We start from the raw sequence: 14,033 nt of genomic DNA on the forward strand, positions 1-14,033 counted from the left end.
ATCCCCCACTGACTATCAACCGCGTCCAGCACTCCCCAGAAGCTGGCACTTTGAGATATACATTTTCTTCAACTCTTCTCGTGCATAGCCCAGGTATTTACGGGGATCAAACTCTTTGGGGTTTTCTGCCAGGTACTTCCGGATCATTGCCGTCATTACCAGACGGCCATCCGAATCAATATTGATTTTACACACTGCTGACTGCGCTGCACGGCGAATCTGATCTTCGGGAACACCAGCCGTATTCTCCAATTTTCCCCCATATTGATTAATAATGTTTACGTAGTCCTGTAGCACCGAAGAAGCACCATGAAGCACAATGGGAAAACCAGGAAGACGACGCTCAATTTCCTCCAGAATGTCGAAACGCAAAGTGGGAAAAGGTTCACCGGGTTTTAGTTTAAATTTGTAAGCCCCATGAGACGTTCCAATGGAAATTGCCAAGCTATCAACGCCAGTCCGATTGACGAAATCTTCCACTTCTTCCGGACGGGTATAGTGGGAAACTTCTGAGGAAACATGTTCCTCAATGCCCGCCAGCACCCCAAGTTCTCCCTCTACGGTTACATCATGAGCATGAGCGTATTCGACCACTTTTTTGGTCAGAGCGATATTTTCTTCATAAGGGAGATGTGACCCATCAATCATCACGTTGGAAAAACCATAATCAACGCAGGATTTCGCCAGCTCAAAAGAATCCCCATGATCGAGATTCAAAGCAATGGGAATGGAACTTCCCATCTCACGAGCCATTTGTACCGCCCCGGGAACCATATAACGTAGGAGGGTCTGGTTAGCGTATTGCCGGGCGCCCTTAGAAATTTGCAAAATGACCGGTGAGCTACATTCCACACAGGCAGTGATGATTGCCTGCAACTGTTCCATATTGTTGAAATTGTAAGCTGGAACAGCATACTTTCCTGCCATTGCCTTACGAAACATTTCCCTTGTGTTGACCAACCCTAACTCGCTAAAGTGAACCGCCATGATACTTCCTCCCTTTATAGAAAATAGAGTAATCACCCTCGATCATTTTTTTATTTTACCCTGTAATTTGAAAATAGGAAGACCCAAGGAATAAAATATAAGAGGAGTTTCTTTTTTTATTCTAAAAACACGTTTAAGGAGGTGCCATTGTGCCAGAATTTCTTAACCCTTTCTCGGGAATGGTTCCCCCGCGCAAAATGAGCACAGAAGAGTTATTGCGCGCCATACGTCTCAACCTCGCCGCGGAGGAAGAAGCGGTACATCTCTATTTGGCCCACGCCGACGCTACGGACAATCCCATAGCGAAAAAAGTCCTAATTGACATCGCTAACGAAGAGAAAGTGCATGCTGGTGAGTTTTTACGCCTTCTTGAAATCCTAGCCGAAGATGAAAAAGAGTTCTTACAGCAAGGTGCCAGAGAAGTGGATGAGTTGGTGCAGGAACGTGCAAAACCGGATACCCCTGAAGAACCGACCATTGGTTCTTTACGCTAAGGAGGAATGATTATGACTCACCCGTATTTGGGACGAGAAGACGCTCCTTTTGGCGAAAAAGTGTGGAAAATTCTTGATCAAACCATGATCGAAGTAGGAAGGGCTCAACTTGCAGGGAGAAAGATCCTCCCCCTGAAGGGCCCTGTGGGTCTGGGTGTTACAGCCTTACCCTTATCTACAAAGGTGTCACAGGATGTGACCATAGTTCAGAATGCGCCTCTTTTTTATATCGAAAAAACCTTTCATCTCCATAAACTCACCGTAGCGCAGTTTGAAAGAGAAGGAATCACTTTAGACGTAACTCCCTTAGTCCAAACGGTAACCGCGTGTACCACCACTGAAGATACACTGATTTTCCGGGGTATCGAACAATGGCCTGGTCTTTTAACGCTTCCGCAAAGCCTCCGCTTTTCTCTCCATTCCTGGGAAAAAGTGGGTCAGGCAAGCCTTGATATCATCAATGCTGTCTCTCTTCTCGACGAAACCGGTTTTCATGGTCCATACGCCCTGGCACTTGCGCCATCACTCTACAATTTGCTTCTCCGCCGTTACCCCGCCGGTCACCACACCGAGCTCGCTCACATTCAGGAAATCGTGCAGGACCGGGTCATCAAGGCACCAATCCTCCAAAGTGGTGGCATTCTCATCAATGTGAACGAGACCTATGCCGCACTGATCCTGGGACAGGATATGCAAATTGGTTTCCTGGGCACCGATCAGGACGGGTTTTTCTTGAGTATTTCAGAAAGCCTGGGCCTCCTCATTCAGGAACCAAGGTCTATCTGTATTTTAGAGTAAATCAATAAGAGGGGATCCTCCTGGATCCCCTCTTTCTTCGCTTCTTCAGTTATTGCTAACGAATTCAAAAACGAAAAAAGAATGATACAATAGGAAGACTGATATAGAGAAACAATGAGCACCAGTAAGGGAGGAATAACCATGGAAGAAAGGGTATGCACGTTCAACCCTGGACCAGCAGCACTACCTTTACCGGTTTTAAAGCGAATCCAAGAAGAGATGCTGAACTGCCGAGGAAGTGGGATGTCTATCCTCGAAATGAGCCACCGTTCCAAAGAATTCGAAGAAATCCTCAACGAGGCTGTTACTCGCATTAAAAGAATACTCAAGCTTGGGGAAGAATTTGATGTGATTTTCACCCAGAGTGGAGCAAGCCTCCAGTTCACCATGGTTCCCATGAATTTTGCTCCGAATGGGAAACCGGTTGGTTACGTAGATACCGGTTACTGGGCTTCAAAAGCCATTAAAGAAGCTAAAAACTTGGGCAAAGAAGTGCGGATTCTGGCTTCGTCTGCCGATAAAGAATACACCTACATACCCAAAAATTTTACCATTGAACCCGGACTTTCATACCTTCACATCACCTCAAATAACACGATTCGGGGAACCCAGTGGCCTTTCTTTCCAAAAATAGAAGGAATTCCCCTCATAGCCGATATGTCTTCGGACATTTTTAGTCGGGTATTTGACCCGAAACCTTTCGGGTGCATTTATGCCGGAGCACAGAAAAATGCTGGACCAGCGGGGGTCACCATCGTCATTATTCGCAAAGACATGTTGGAACGTATACCCCAGAACCTTCCCACCATGCTCAAATATTCCACCTTTGTGGAATCAAATTCCCTGTATAACACTCCCCCCTGTTTCGCCATATACGTGGTGAACCTGGTCATGGAATGGTTGGAAGAGACAATCGGTGGTTTAGAAAAAATGGAAGCAATCAATCGCCAAAAAGCTCAACTCCTCTACGACTATATCGATAGCCAGGATTTTTATCGGAATCCCATTCTCCCTGAAGACCGTTCAAAGATGAACGTAATTTTTCGTCTCCCTTCCGAAGCTTTAGAAAGCCGGTTTGTTCAGGAAGCGAAAAAGGCTGGCTTAGTGGGCCTGAAAGGCCATCGGGCTGTGGGTGGATGCCGGGCTTCGATCTACAACGCGGTAACCATAGAAGCAGTAGAGACACTCCTTAATTTTATGAAAGAGTTTGCGCGTATTAATGGGTAATAAAGCCTGGTGCATGCACCAGGCTTTATTACCCAGCGTGTAATTTGTGTAGCAGGATTACAATGATTGATAAAAACTGAGCTTTCCTGGAAAAACACGACGAAGCAGTCTCTCCCCAAAATATACTGTGGAGCATTGGAGTATTGGGAATATTTTCATCACCAATCTGTTTTTCTCTAAAAGAAAGGAGGGTTCATGATGAAAACAAAGGAAGAAGTAGCCAAATACTTAAAAAATTTTAGCGCCTTCCGAGAACCAATTATGCAGTTTTTCGTTCCCTGTGATCTCTGCGGTCAGGATGCTGATTGGCACATTGCTATTGGCTTAGACCGCGAAATCAACCTCTGTTACCTCTGTATGCAGATTATCGAAAGCCAAATTCAGCTTTCCGAAAAACTCCAACAAGTCTAAAGCTCCTTTTTGACAAGTTCTTGGCGGTACTTCTCAGCGTCAAGATCAAGGATGTCTGCGCATTCCTGAGCGCTCAGAATACGGGGAGCACCGAAAATTTTGCTAACAGCCGTAATCCGAGCAGCTTCCTCCATAATTTCCGTCCGATAATACGCCTCTTTCAGGGTCAAACCTACTGTAACCAAACCGTGATTACGAAGGAGCACCGCATCAGCTTCCCGAATGGCCTTCCGAACAGCCTGAGCAAGGTCCATGGTGCAAGGCGTAATGTAGTCAAGAATTGCAGTCCTCGCAAGATAAGCCACAAAATCAGGAAACATCGGCTGAATGGTACCCCCACCGCCAGTAACACCTAAAACAAAAGGAGGATGGGTATGCATCACGACCATGGCATCTTGGCGTTCAAGATAGATTAACCAGTGCATCAAAATTTCCGAAGAAGGTTTCCCCCCAGAAACCACTTTCCCATCCCGGAGCGAAATTTTGACATAATCTTCAGGACGTATTTCGTCAAAGGCAAAACCACTGGGGGAAATAAGGATGTGCTCTCCAAAGCGAGCACTCAGATTTCCGCCTGGCCCAACTACTAACCCCCGTTGGAGGATTTTTTGCCCATACCAAACTAATTCCTCCCGCAGTCTCGTTTCTTCCACGATGTAGTCCTCCTCTTTTTCAAAGGAGTAGGAGAAGCCCTTCTCCCCCTACTCCTCAATGACTCGAACCAGGATTTCCCCTGGTTTTACTAAGCGCAGTTTCTCCCGAGCCAACTTTTCAATATACCAATCTTCTTCCAGAAATTGCCGCTCTTTTCGTAACTCAGCGACTTCTCGACGCAACGCTTCTTCCCGAGAAGAAAGTTCCTGTAATTCTCGCTCCAACCGAAAATACAGAACAACCTTCTCGCTGGTCCGCAACGTAAGGCCAAAAAAGAAAAACGAAAGGAACAGTACAAATATGAACTTCTTCAAATCACTCCTAAGTAAGGAGTGATTTGAAAACGCCTTTTCCTCTAAAGAGCGCTGCACTTCCCAGGTCTTCCTCAATCCGCAAAAGCTGATTGTACTTGGCAATCCTCTCTGAACGACAGAGCGAACCAGTCTTAATCTGACCCGCGTTGCACCCCACCACTAAATCGGCAATGGTGGCGTCTTCGGTTTCTCCAGAGCGATGTGAAACCACACAGGTAAATCCAGCTTTTTTGGCTGTCTCGATGGTTTCCAGAGTCTCAGTGAGGGTCCCAATCTGATTAAGCTTGATCAGAATAGAATTGGCCGATTTTTCGGCAATACCCCGCAAAAGCCTTTCTTTATTGGTCACAAAAAGGTCATCACCGACAATCTGGATTTTTTCACCCAGCGCAAAAGTCAATTTCTTCCAGCCTTCCCAGTCTTCTTCTGCCAAGCCGTCCTCGATGGAAACAATGGGGTACTTCTCCACCAGCGTCTGGTAAAATTCCACCATCTCCTCAACGCTTCTTCGGGTTCCTTCCCGTTCAAAAACGTAGATACCGTCCCGGAAAAGTTCTGAAGCAGCCGGATCTAAAGCCAGAAAAACATCTCGTCCCGGTTCATAACCGGCCAATTGAATGGCCTCGATGATGGTCTCCAGAGCTTCCTCCGACGAACGAAGATTCGGCGCGAAACCTCCTTCATCTCCCACCCCGATGGAATAACCCTTTCGTTTTAAGACCTTCGCCAGAGCATGGAAAGTCTCGGCTCCCATTCGGAGTGCTTCAGAGAAAGAACTGGCTCCACAGGGAACGATCATGAATTCTTGGATATCTACACCACTATCGGCATGTTTCCCACCGTTCAAAATATTCATGAGTGGTACCGGCATTTCTCGCGCATTCGACCCCCCAATATACCGGTAGAGGGGAAGCCCAGTATAATCTGCCGCCGCCTTAGCAACAGCAAGAGAAACCCCCAGAATGGCATTAGCGCCGAGTTTCCCCTTGTTGGGAGTCCCATCGAGTTCAATGAGCGTTTTGTCAATAGAAGCCTGGTCCAGCGCATCCAGTCCGATGACTTCCGGCGCAATGACTTCGTTGACGTTGGAAACCGCTTTTTTGACCCCTTTACCCAGGTAACGATTTTTCTCGCCATCGCGAAGTTCCACAGCCTCAAAAGTCCCGGTTGAAGCTCCAGAAGGCACTGCCGCCCTCCCAAAAGCTCCCGAAGCCAGAGTGACGTCGACCTCAACAGTGGGATTTCCCCTTGAATCCAAGATTTCTCGAGCATGAACATCGAAAATGGTACTCATAGCATCAGCTCCTTTCTATTCCTTTACGATTTTTACCACACTGCCAGAAGAAATTTGCTCCAGCACGTCTACCTCTCCCAAAAGTTGCCCAACCACTTCTACATCGCTGGCCGGGCGAATTTCTTCAGCACTCAAACTTGCCGGTGTAGGACCAAAAAAGAGACAAAGACACGCTCCCTCCGGCCAGTATCCGATATCCCCCTTTCGGACCAATCCCTGTGGAAATATCATATCACTCTGAAGGGGAATGGGAAAGTAAATCTCTTTACCCCAAGTATTCACCCTCCCTTCAAACGGCAGGATTGCCAAAACACTTTGTGCCAATTGACTCTCTTTCAACTCTGCTTCTACAGTAACCCCCGACTGGGGAAAGATGAATTTAATTTTCTGCCCCACTGTTTATACCTCCCTCATTATCTTTCCCAAATTCAAACAAAGATTCCGCAACCGCAAAAAAGCCTGTTTAAAAGCTGCTTCCTCAGTCTCCCAGCAACTCGCCAAAGAAAAGAGCGCTACGCGATCCCCAAAAAGCGTACCAGCATCTTCTTCCACAACCCCTCCAATCAGGATTAAGGGTTTTCCATGTCGCATACACATTTCCCGTACCCGCCAGGGAAGCTTCCCAAAAGTAGTCTGGCGGTCAATTTTCCCTTCACCACTCACCATCCAGGTTGCCCCTTCTGCCTCCCGTTCAACTTCAAAAATCCGCAGAAGCAACTCCCCTCCGGAAACAATCTGTCCTCCCCAGAAGGCAAACATTCCAGCAGCAATACCACCTCCTGCACCACCTCCGGGAAGATCGTCCAAGGAAACCCCGGTAAATTGTCGCACAACCGTGGCATAGTGTCGTAAACCTTTATCGAGGAACGATACATCTTCTGGCAAGGCCCCTTTTTGAGGAGCATAGACGTACGCAGCACCATTTTCCCCATATAGAGGATTTTCCACGTCACAAGCAATCAGAAATTCCACATCCCGGGGTTTCATGACCATACCCGAGAAATCAAGCGAAGCAACGGAGAGCAAGTTCTCCCCGACACCAAAGAGTTCTCGACCTTGAGCATCCAGGAAACGAACCCCCAAGGCCTGAAGTGCTCCCATCCCCCCATCGGTTGTAGCGCTTCCACCCACCGCCAGGATGATTCGCTTTACACCCAATGCCAACGCTTTGCCAAGCAGCTCTCCCACACCATACGTGGTGGTCAGACGAGGATTACGTTGGTGCGGAGATACAAGTGTTAATCCAGCCGCTTGAGCCATTTCCACGATTGCGGTACTCTCCCAAAGAAGTATCGTAGCCTCCACCTCTTCTCCCCAAGGACCCATGACCCGGTAGAGACGCTTCTGCCCACCTTTATTCCAGGCAAAAGCCTCAATCGTTCCCTCTCCTCCATCGGCCAGAGGTTTTGCAATCACTCCCTCTATTCCTGCTTCCTCAAGGCCCTGGCATATCGCCAAAGATGCCTCAATACTTGACAAACTCCCCTTAAAAGAGTTCGGGCACACCACCACTTTCACTCTTCAAGTCGCCTCTCTTTCCGGATAAGCTCGAACAATCCTCCTCCTTCCTTCTCGGAAAGAGCCATGACTTGCACTTCAACCTCCCAACTTGCAGAACAAAGCGTAATCCGATCCCCAATTTTCACCGGAGTAGCGGGTTTGGCAACCCTCCCATTCAATAACACCCGACCACTGTGGCATGCAGTTTGTGCCAAAGAACGACGTTTGATAAGCCTTGAAACCTGGAGAAACTTATCGAGCCGCATGTTCCTCCCAGGGCAACAAGGTTTCTTCGCTTTTTTCTGGAAAACAGGAATAATCTCCCTTTCTCCCCAGAATAACCATTTTCAGTATCGAAAGCGCTCCCCGTTCTTTCAAAAATGATTCAATCTTTTCTTGAGTCGAAGCCAAAAGAAAACGTCCCGCAACCATCACAACTCGCCTATCCTTCAAGTCCCCCACTGCTTCCCATAAAACTTGCCAGGGTTCTTCCTGAATACCCATCGTTCGAACCTCTTTCTGCAAGACCCGATTCACCAGGCCACTCAGAAGAAGCCCTTCTGCGTTAACAGCCACAAGACAATCCGGATTCCACCCCTGTAACAGCGGCAAAAGCACCTGGACCCTCGTCTTAAACTCATCCCAGGGAATTTGTCCTACAAGCGCTCCTTCTTGGCTTCCTCCCATAAGGCATCCATCTCCTCCAGAGTCACGTTTTCCAACGCCTTCCCTTGATCCTTTACTCTCTTTTCAACAAACTCAAACCGTCTCACAAAGCGGTCACAGGATTTCCGTAACGCATCTTCTGGTTGAATCTCAAGATGACGAGCTAAATTGACCAGAGCAAAAACCAGGTCCCCCCATTCTTCCTCCATCCGAGTACGATTTTGATGGTTCCAAGCCTCAAGGAATTCTCTCCACTCTTCCTCCACTTTGCGTTCGACTTCTGTGGCGTCTTTCCAGTCAAAACCAACCCTGGCTACCCGAGACTGAATGGCCAAAGCTCGCAAAAGGGAAGGTAAAGACCGGGGGAGCGAAGAAAGCATTCCTTTTCCTTCTTTCCGCTCTTCATCCTTAATTTTTTCCCAATTCAGTAACACATCGTCAACACTTTTGACCTGGAGTTCTCCAAAGACATGGGGATGGCGCTTTCTCATCTTGGCAATAATGCCTGCTAAAACTTCTCTGATGGTAAAACTCCCTTGTTCACTCCCGATCTGAGCATGGAAAACGATATGCAACAGCATATCCCCCAGCTCCTCCCGCAATGATATTTCATCGTGCTTGTCAATGGCGTCAAAAGCCTCGTACAGTTCTTCCAACATCAAAGGCTTAAGGCTCTCTCGCGTTTGCTCTCTATCCCAGGGACAACCATCTTCACTCCGTAATCGAGCAACAATATCGAGGAGTTCTTCAAAAAGTACTCCATTACTCTCCCTTTCATCCATTTTGGCTCATCCTCTCCAAAAACTGCACAAGTGTACCGGCTGACAACCTTGGCAAACGCAGCACCACTCGACCGTTCTGAATGAGTAACCTCGTTTCTATTCGGTTCCTCATCACCGCGGAAATTTTACCCAACGTTTCCAGAGACCCTTCAATATATATCCCATCGTCTTTTTCTTCGATACTTTCAACCTGAGTTATTTTAGCATAATAGCGTAGTCTTGCAATCTGAAAGAGATTTTCAACCTCTTCCGGAAAACGTCCAAACCGGTCTTGTAATTCCTCCACGAGTTCAAGAATATCCTCTAGGCTTGATGACTCCCAAAATCTCCGATAATAATGAAGACGCTCGGTCTCATTCTCCAAATAGGTAGAGGGAATGTAGGCATTGACCCTCAAAAAAATACGGGGGTTTACGCCTGGTGCTTCCTTGTTTTCTCCTTTCAACAGAGCAACCTCTTCCTGCAAGAGCTTGAGATAGAGAGAAAAACCGACTTCCTGAATAAAGCCATGCTGTTCAGTACCCAAGATATTGCCCGCACCACGAATTTCAAGGTCCCTCATAGCCAGTTTCGCGCCAGAACCAGTGGTACTGAACTCAAGCAACGCTTCCAACCGTTCTTGCGCTTCGTAACGGAGATGAGAAGGATACAGAAAATAGGCAAACGCCTCTCGATCAAAACGACCAATACGTCCCCGTAATTGATAAAGCTGAGCTAACCCAAAGAGTGTCGCCGGATCCACAATAAGGGTATTGGCTCGAGGCACATCCAGTCCAATTTCCACAATCGTAGTGCACAGGAGGACTGGTATGACTCCCTGGTAAAATGCCCTCATCATCTCTTCCAGCTCCTTCGCCTTCAAACGACCATGGGCAATACCGAAAGAAAGGTGAGGAAATACTTCCCGCAGTTCTTTTTCTACTCGAAAAAGGTCCCGGATGCGAGGGCAAACGTAGAAAACCTGTCCACCCCGCTCTATTTCTCTCCCAATTGCTTCCCGAATGGTTTTCACAGTTCGAGGCAGCACCAGGGTGGTGATCGGTTTTCGTCCCTCGGGAGGGGTTTCAATGAGACTCACATCCTTTATTCCTAAAAGCGAGAGATAAAGGGTCCTGGGAATGGGTGTCGCCGTGAGAGTTAAAACGTCAACGCTGGCTTTCATAGTCCGCAGGCGTTCTTTATGAAAAACCCCAAAGCGCTGCTCTTCATCAATGATTAAGAGTCCCAGATCCCGAAATACGACGTCCTTACTCAGCAATCGATGAGTTCCAACCAGAATATCAATTTCTCCACTTTTTACCTTCTCCAGTATTTCCCTCTGTTCTCCAGGGGTCCGAAAGCGGTTTAACACGGCAATGCGCACAGGGAAAGCCTTCATCCGTTCCGAAAAAGTTAGATAATGTTGTTCAGATAATAACGTCGTGGGTGCCAGGACTACCACTTGTTTCCCATCCATCACCGCCTTGAAAGCGGCTCGAACCGCGACCTCAGTCTTTCCATACCCCACATCTCCACAGACCAGGCGATCCATGGGACGGGGACTTTCCATATCCCGCTTTACTTCCTCAATAGCCCTTTTCTGATCCGGAGTTTCGATAAAAGGGAAGGAAACCTCTAATTCCCTCTGCCAAGGCGTATCAGGGGAAAAAGCATGGCCTCTCTCAATCTGACGCCGGGCATAGAGCTCTACCAATTCCCGGGCTATTTTTTCAACCGATCGCTTCGCTCTTTCTCGACTCCGCGTCCATTCTCCCCTTCCCAAACGGCTCAATACGGGTTTTGCCTCACCCACCCCCAGATACTTCTGGACTACCTGGGCATTTTCTACGGGTACATACAAAACATCATTACCAGCATAACCAATCTCAAGATATACCCTGCGCACACCCTGCACCACCATTTCCTTTAATCCCTGAAAAATCCCGATTCCCTGTTCTTCATGTACCACATAATCACCAGGATTCAGGGTGGAAAGGAACTCAAAAGAAGAGGTAGTCATCTTTCCCTTCGAAGACGACGAAGGAAGAGAAAACCCAAAAATCTCTCGCCCGGAGAAAAAAACCGAAGAAAGGGTAGGAAGGAGGAAGCCGCTACTCAGAAACCCTACCTGAAAATGAACCCTCGCTGGACCATCCCAACCATTTTCAAAAGGAATACCCGATTCCATAAAAATCTGCGAGAGAACCTCGATCTTTTCCTGGGGGAGAATCACCCCAATAAATTTCCAGTTCTCCGCCTGAATAGACTCGACAAACTGAGCAATATTCCCCTCGAAACAGGGACTGCTGGAAACAGAGACGGTCAAAACTTCACCGACGTTTCTCTTTAACCCCAGGTATACCGATAGAGGAAAAGAAAATCCCCCCTCAGGTGCCACGCCATCAAAAACAGAGACGAAGACCGCTTTTTCCAGAATTCGTAAAAAAGGAATGGTGCGGAAAAAACCACTGGCAGGAGGAATCAAAAGATTTTCCAACTCTCCTCCGGTTCTCTGGGTCTCAGGGTTAAAAGTGCGTAACTTCTCCACCTGGTTCCCCCACCAGAAGGTCCTGACCGGTTGATCAAGTTGTGGCGGAAAAAGATCCACCACTTCGCCCCTTATGGCCACCTCCCCCTTGGAGGTCACAAGGTCAACCCGCTCATACCCCAGAGAGAAAAGAAAATCGAGAAAGTGATCTCGTTTGATTTCCTGACCCTTCTGTAAAAAATGGGAATGAGCCGTAAAATACTGCCACTCCACCACTTCCCTTTTTAAATCGTCAATCGAAACCGTCATGACCCAATTTTCGGTACTTTTCATCCGTTCCTGTAATGTTATACCCGAGAAAAGATCCATGGATTCAGCTTCTAAGACATGGCTTAAAGAAACCAGGGACTGCCACGTCCTCAGTTCTCTGGCCACCCTCATCCTGCTTCTTTCATCTGGAACCACATAGAGGAGATTTCCCAATCGAGCCAAAAAAGCCGCAACGAGTGTTCGTAAGGGGGGCACAAGCTCTACACCAATAACTTTTCGCTCTTGCAGGCGCTCCACCAGGGGAGCCATCACGTGATTCCAAAATTCTTCCTGCCAACCCATACTCCAACTAAACAAAAAGGGCAATAATCCCCAGAGTAAGCATCACCGACATGAAACTCCCTGCTACCACCTGAGGAACGGTATGTTTCTTGAGGTACCATCTTGCCCACCCAAGGGGTATGAGGGAAAGGTACAGGAGTCCCCACAGAGGGTGCAACAGCATCATCAGTGCCGTTACCGGTCCGGCAATACCAGCCAGATGAAGGCTAATTTTCCAAAAAAGAGAGACAAACGCTCCCGCCAGAGTTACAGCAATGTAACACCAGGTAATGGCCAAAAGAGCAAACGAAGCAGAAAAAAAGTAGAAAATAGCCAAAGCCAGACCGTAGAAAAGAGAAATTAAAAGGTATGGTTTAAAGCGCTCTCGGCGATCAGGAAGATCCGGATCAGACACCTTTCCCCGCCAGGAAAGCCAGAGCACAAAAAGAGTGGGAACAAGACTGACCAAGACAAGACCCACCACGAAAAAATACAGCGCCCTAACTCCTCTTTCATAGGTAAAACTCACCAGAGCGTAAAGAACAACAGCCACAAAGGTGGGTTGCAACACAAAAGAAATGCGCTCAGCCAGAGCCTTCTTGGTCATTCAGTCCCCTTCCCAGAAACATTAAAGCAGTTCATCGCTCTCTCCAGACCCTTCTCAATAATGCAGCGCAATGCTTCTTTCGCTTTTTTTTCACCTTCAACAAGAGCACGTACCTCTTCGCCTTCTGGCACACTCAGCACATACTCAACAACCTCTTCCTTGAAGGATGGGCGGCCGATTCCAACCCGCACCCGAACAAAGTCGGCACTTCCCCAGGCAGCCATGATCGACTCAACACCACGATGGCCTCCTGAACCTCCCCCTCTCTTAATTCGGATCACTCCAGGAGGAAAATCCAAGTCATCGTGCACCACCACCAGTTCTGGAGTCAAAAAACAACGGCGAGTTAAAAAAAAACAGAGCCCCTCTCCACTTCGATTCATAAAGGTGAGAGGCTTGAGAAGATAAACTGGTTGACCTTCCAAAATCCAGGTTGCCCACTCAATCCCATTCTCTTTTTTCCAGCAAAGATGAAAATCTTCTCCAAAACGTTCCAAAACTCGAAAGCCAACATTGTGTCGTGTCTGGGCGAATCGTTTGCCCGGATTGCCTAATCCCACCAGGAGAAACACTTATTCACCCCTGGCTTCTTCCTTTTCGGCTTTTCCTTTAGAAATAACTTTCGGTTCAACGGTTTCCTCTGCACTCACACTGACCTCTGCCACCACCTCAGGCGGGGTAATGACCACCACAACCTCATCCGGGCTTTCTGCAACCACTACACCCTGGGGTACTGAAAGTTCCCGGACATGGACAGCGTCTCCGATTTCCAAGTTACTGACATCCACAACGATGGCTTCAGGAATGGTTTCGGGAAGGCACTCAATCTCGAGTTCAGTGGTCACGACCTCTAAAATACCACCTTCTTTAACACCCTTTGCTTCACCTTTAACCACTACCGGTACCGAAAGAGAAATCTTCTGGTCAGCCTTGACTTCATAAAAATCGATATGCCATACCTCATTCTTTACGGGGTTTCGCTGTATCTCCTTAATAATGCTCCTTTTCTCCTTTCCGTCAAGGGAAAGCGACAAAAGATGATGCGAAGCGTGACGTGCATAGAGCACTTTTTCAAACTCTCTTGCCGGCAGTTTGACCAGTTCTCCTTTTCCACCCCGACTGTCTTTGGAGTATAACACTGCTGGAATCCATCCAGCCTTTCGCAGGCGGCGTGATCCACCCTTCCCCTTCTCTTCGGGGGTTCTCTGAAATAATTGAATCGTAACCTTGTCTTCCATGGT

Annotated in this window: 17 protein-coding genes; 4 read left to right on the top strand and 13 right to left on the bottom strand. The window is 47.7% G+C overall.

The genetic code is table 11. The annotated features are described in order from the left end of the window. Window positions 1-15 precede the first annotated feature (15 nt). Window positions 16-987 (bottom strand): class II fructose-bisphosphate aldolase, encoded by a 972-nt coding sequence (locus tag ABDK92_00430; protein MEN3185091.1) that lies wholly within the window; start codon window positions 985-987, stop codon window positions 16-18. A 149-nt stretch (window positions 988-1,136) separates the two neighbouring features. Between ABDK92_00430 and ABDK92_00435 the strand changes: the two genes are divergently transcribed. From ABDK92_00435 to ABDK92_00450, 4 genes are all read left to right on the top strand, one after another. After that, the gene (locus tag ABDK92_00435; GenBank protein ID MEN3185092.1) at window positions 1,137-1,481 is read left to right on the top strand and encodes a ferritin family protein; all 345 of its coding nucleotides are present in this window, start codon (window positions 1,137-1,139) and stop codon (window positions 1,479-1,481) included. Between the two features lie 12 nt (window positions 1,482-1,493). Further along, window positions 1,494-2,279 (top strand): family 1 encapsulin nanocompartment shell protein, encoded by a 786-nt coding sequence (locus ABDK92_00440; protein MEN3185093.1) that lies wholly within the window; start codon window positions 1,494-1,496, stop codon window positions 2,277-2,279. Window positions 2,280-2,420: 141 nt separating this feature from the next. Continuing rightward, window positions 2,421-3,506, top strand: coding sequence for a 3-phosphoserine/phosphohydroxythreonine transaminase (serC, locus tag ABDK92_00445; GenBank protein MEN3185094.1), 1,086 nt, complete (start codon window positions 2,421-2,423; stop codon window positions 3,504-3,506). 195 nt (window positions 3,507-3,701) lie between these two features. Further along, window positions 3,702-3,917 carry a hypothetical protein gene (locus ABDK92_00450; GenBank protein ID MEN3185095.1) on the top strand — a complete coding sequence of 72 codons (216 nt, stop codon included), beginning with the start codon at window positions 3,702-3,704 and terminating at the stop codon, window positions 3,915-3,917. On the opposite strand, the gene ABDK92_00455 is transcribed toward ABDK92_00450, so the two are convergent. The 12 genes from ABDK92_00455 to ABDK92_00510 are packed head-to-tail and all read right to left on the bottom strand — an operon-like array spanning window position 3,914 to window position 14,030. Further along, window positions 3,914-4,570 (bottom strand): class II aldolase/adducin family protein, encoded by a 657-nt coding sequence (locus ABDK92_00455; GenBank protein ID MEN3185096.1) that lies wholly within the window; start codon window positions 4,568-4,570, stop codon window positions 3,914-3,916. The genes ABDK92_00450 and ABDK92_00455 overlap by 4 nt on opposite strands. A gap of 48 nt (window positions 4,571-4,618) precedes the next feature. Further along, window positions 4,619-4,885 (bottom strand): septum formation initiator family protein, encoded by a 267-nt coding sequence (locus ABDK92_00460; protein ID MEN3185097.1) that lies wholly within the window; start codon window positions 4,883-4,885, stop codon window positions 4,619-4,621. Window positions 4,886-4,892: 7 nt separating this feature from the next. Beyond that, window positions 4,893-6,179 (bottom strand): phosphopyruvate hydratase, encoded by a 1,287-nt coding sequence (gene eno / locus ABDK92_00465; protein MEN3185098.1) that lies wholly within the window; start codon window positions 6,177-6,179, stop codon window positions 4,893-4,895. Between the two features lie 15 nt (window positions 6,180-6,194). Continuing rightward, a complete protein-coding gene (locus ABDK92_00470; GenBank protein MEN3185099.1) occupies window positions 6,195-6,575 on the bottom strand; it encodes a cyclophilin-like fold protein in 381 nt (126 codons plus the stop codon). Between the two features lie 3 nt (window positions 6,576-6,578). After that, window positions 6,579-7,697 (bottom strand): glycerate kinase, encoded by a 1,119-nt coding sequence (locus ABDK92_00475; protein ID MEN3185100.1) that lies wholly within the window; start codon window positions 7,695-7,697, stop codon window positions 6,579-6,581. Further along, complete coding sequence (locus ABDK92_00480) at window positions 7,694-7,945, bottom strand: RNA-binding S4 domain-containing protein (GenBank protein MEN3185101.1); 252 nt, start codon at window positions 7,943-7,945, stop codon at window positions 7,694-7,696. The genes ABDK92_00475 and ABDK92_00480 overlap by 4 nt, the downstream gene beginning before the upstream one ends. Next, a complete protein-coding gene (locus tag ABDK92_00485; protein ID MEN3185102.1) occupies window positions 7,932-8,366 on the bottom strand; it encodes a hypothetical protein in 435 nt (144 codons plus the stop codon). Before ABDK92_00485 ends, ABDK92_00480 begins: the two co-directional genes overlap by 14 nt. Continuing rightward, the gene (gene mazG / locus ABDK92_00490) at window positions 8,336-9,127 is read right to left on the bottom strand and encodes a nucleoside triphosphate pyrophosphohydrolase (GenBank protein ID MEN3185103.1); all 792 of its coding nucleotides are present in this window, start codon (window positions 9,125-9,127) and stop codon (window positions 8,336-8,338) included. Before mazG ends, ABDK92_00485 begins: the two co-directional genes overlap by 31 nt. Further along, on the bottom strand, window positions 9,120-12,206 hold the full coding sequence (gene mfd / locus ABDK92_00495; GenBank protein MEN3185104.1) for a transcription-repair coupling factor: 3,087 nt from the start codon (window positions 12,204-12,206) through the stop codon (window positions 9,120-9,122). The genes mazG and mfd overlap by 8 nt, the downstream gene beginning before the upstream one ends. Window positions 12,207-12,213: 7 nt before the next feature. Continuing rightward, window positions 12,214-12,792 carry a hypothetical protein gene (locus tag ABDK92_00500; GenBank protein MEN3185105.1) on the bottom strand — a complete coding sequence of 193 codons (579 nt, stop codon included), beginning with the start codon at window positions 12,790-12,792 and terminating at the stop codon, window positions 12,214-12,216. After that, window positions 12,789-13,364 (bottom strand): aminoacyl-tRNA hydrolase, encoded by a 576-nt coding sequence (pth, locus tag ABDK92_00505; protein MEN3185106.1) that lies wholly within the window; start codon window positions 13,362-13,364, stop codon window positions 12,789-12,791. Before pth ends, ABDK92_00500 begins: the two co-directional genes overlap by 4 nt. After that, a complete protein-coding gene (locus tag ABDK92_00510) occupies window positions 13,365-14,030 on the bottom strand; it encodes a 50S ribosomal protein L25 (GenBank protein MEN3185107.1) in 666 nt (221 codons plus the stop codon). Window positions 14,031-14,033: the final 3 nt, after the last annotated feature.

The sequence above is a fragment of the Atribacterota bacterium genome (assembly GCA_039638595.1).
GTDB lineage: Bacteria > Atribacterota > Atribacteria > Atribacterales > Caldatribacteriaceae > Profundicultor > Profundicultor thermophilus.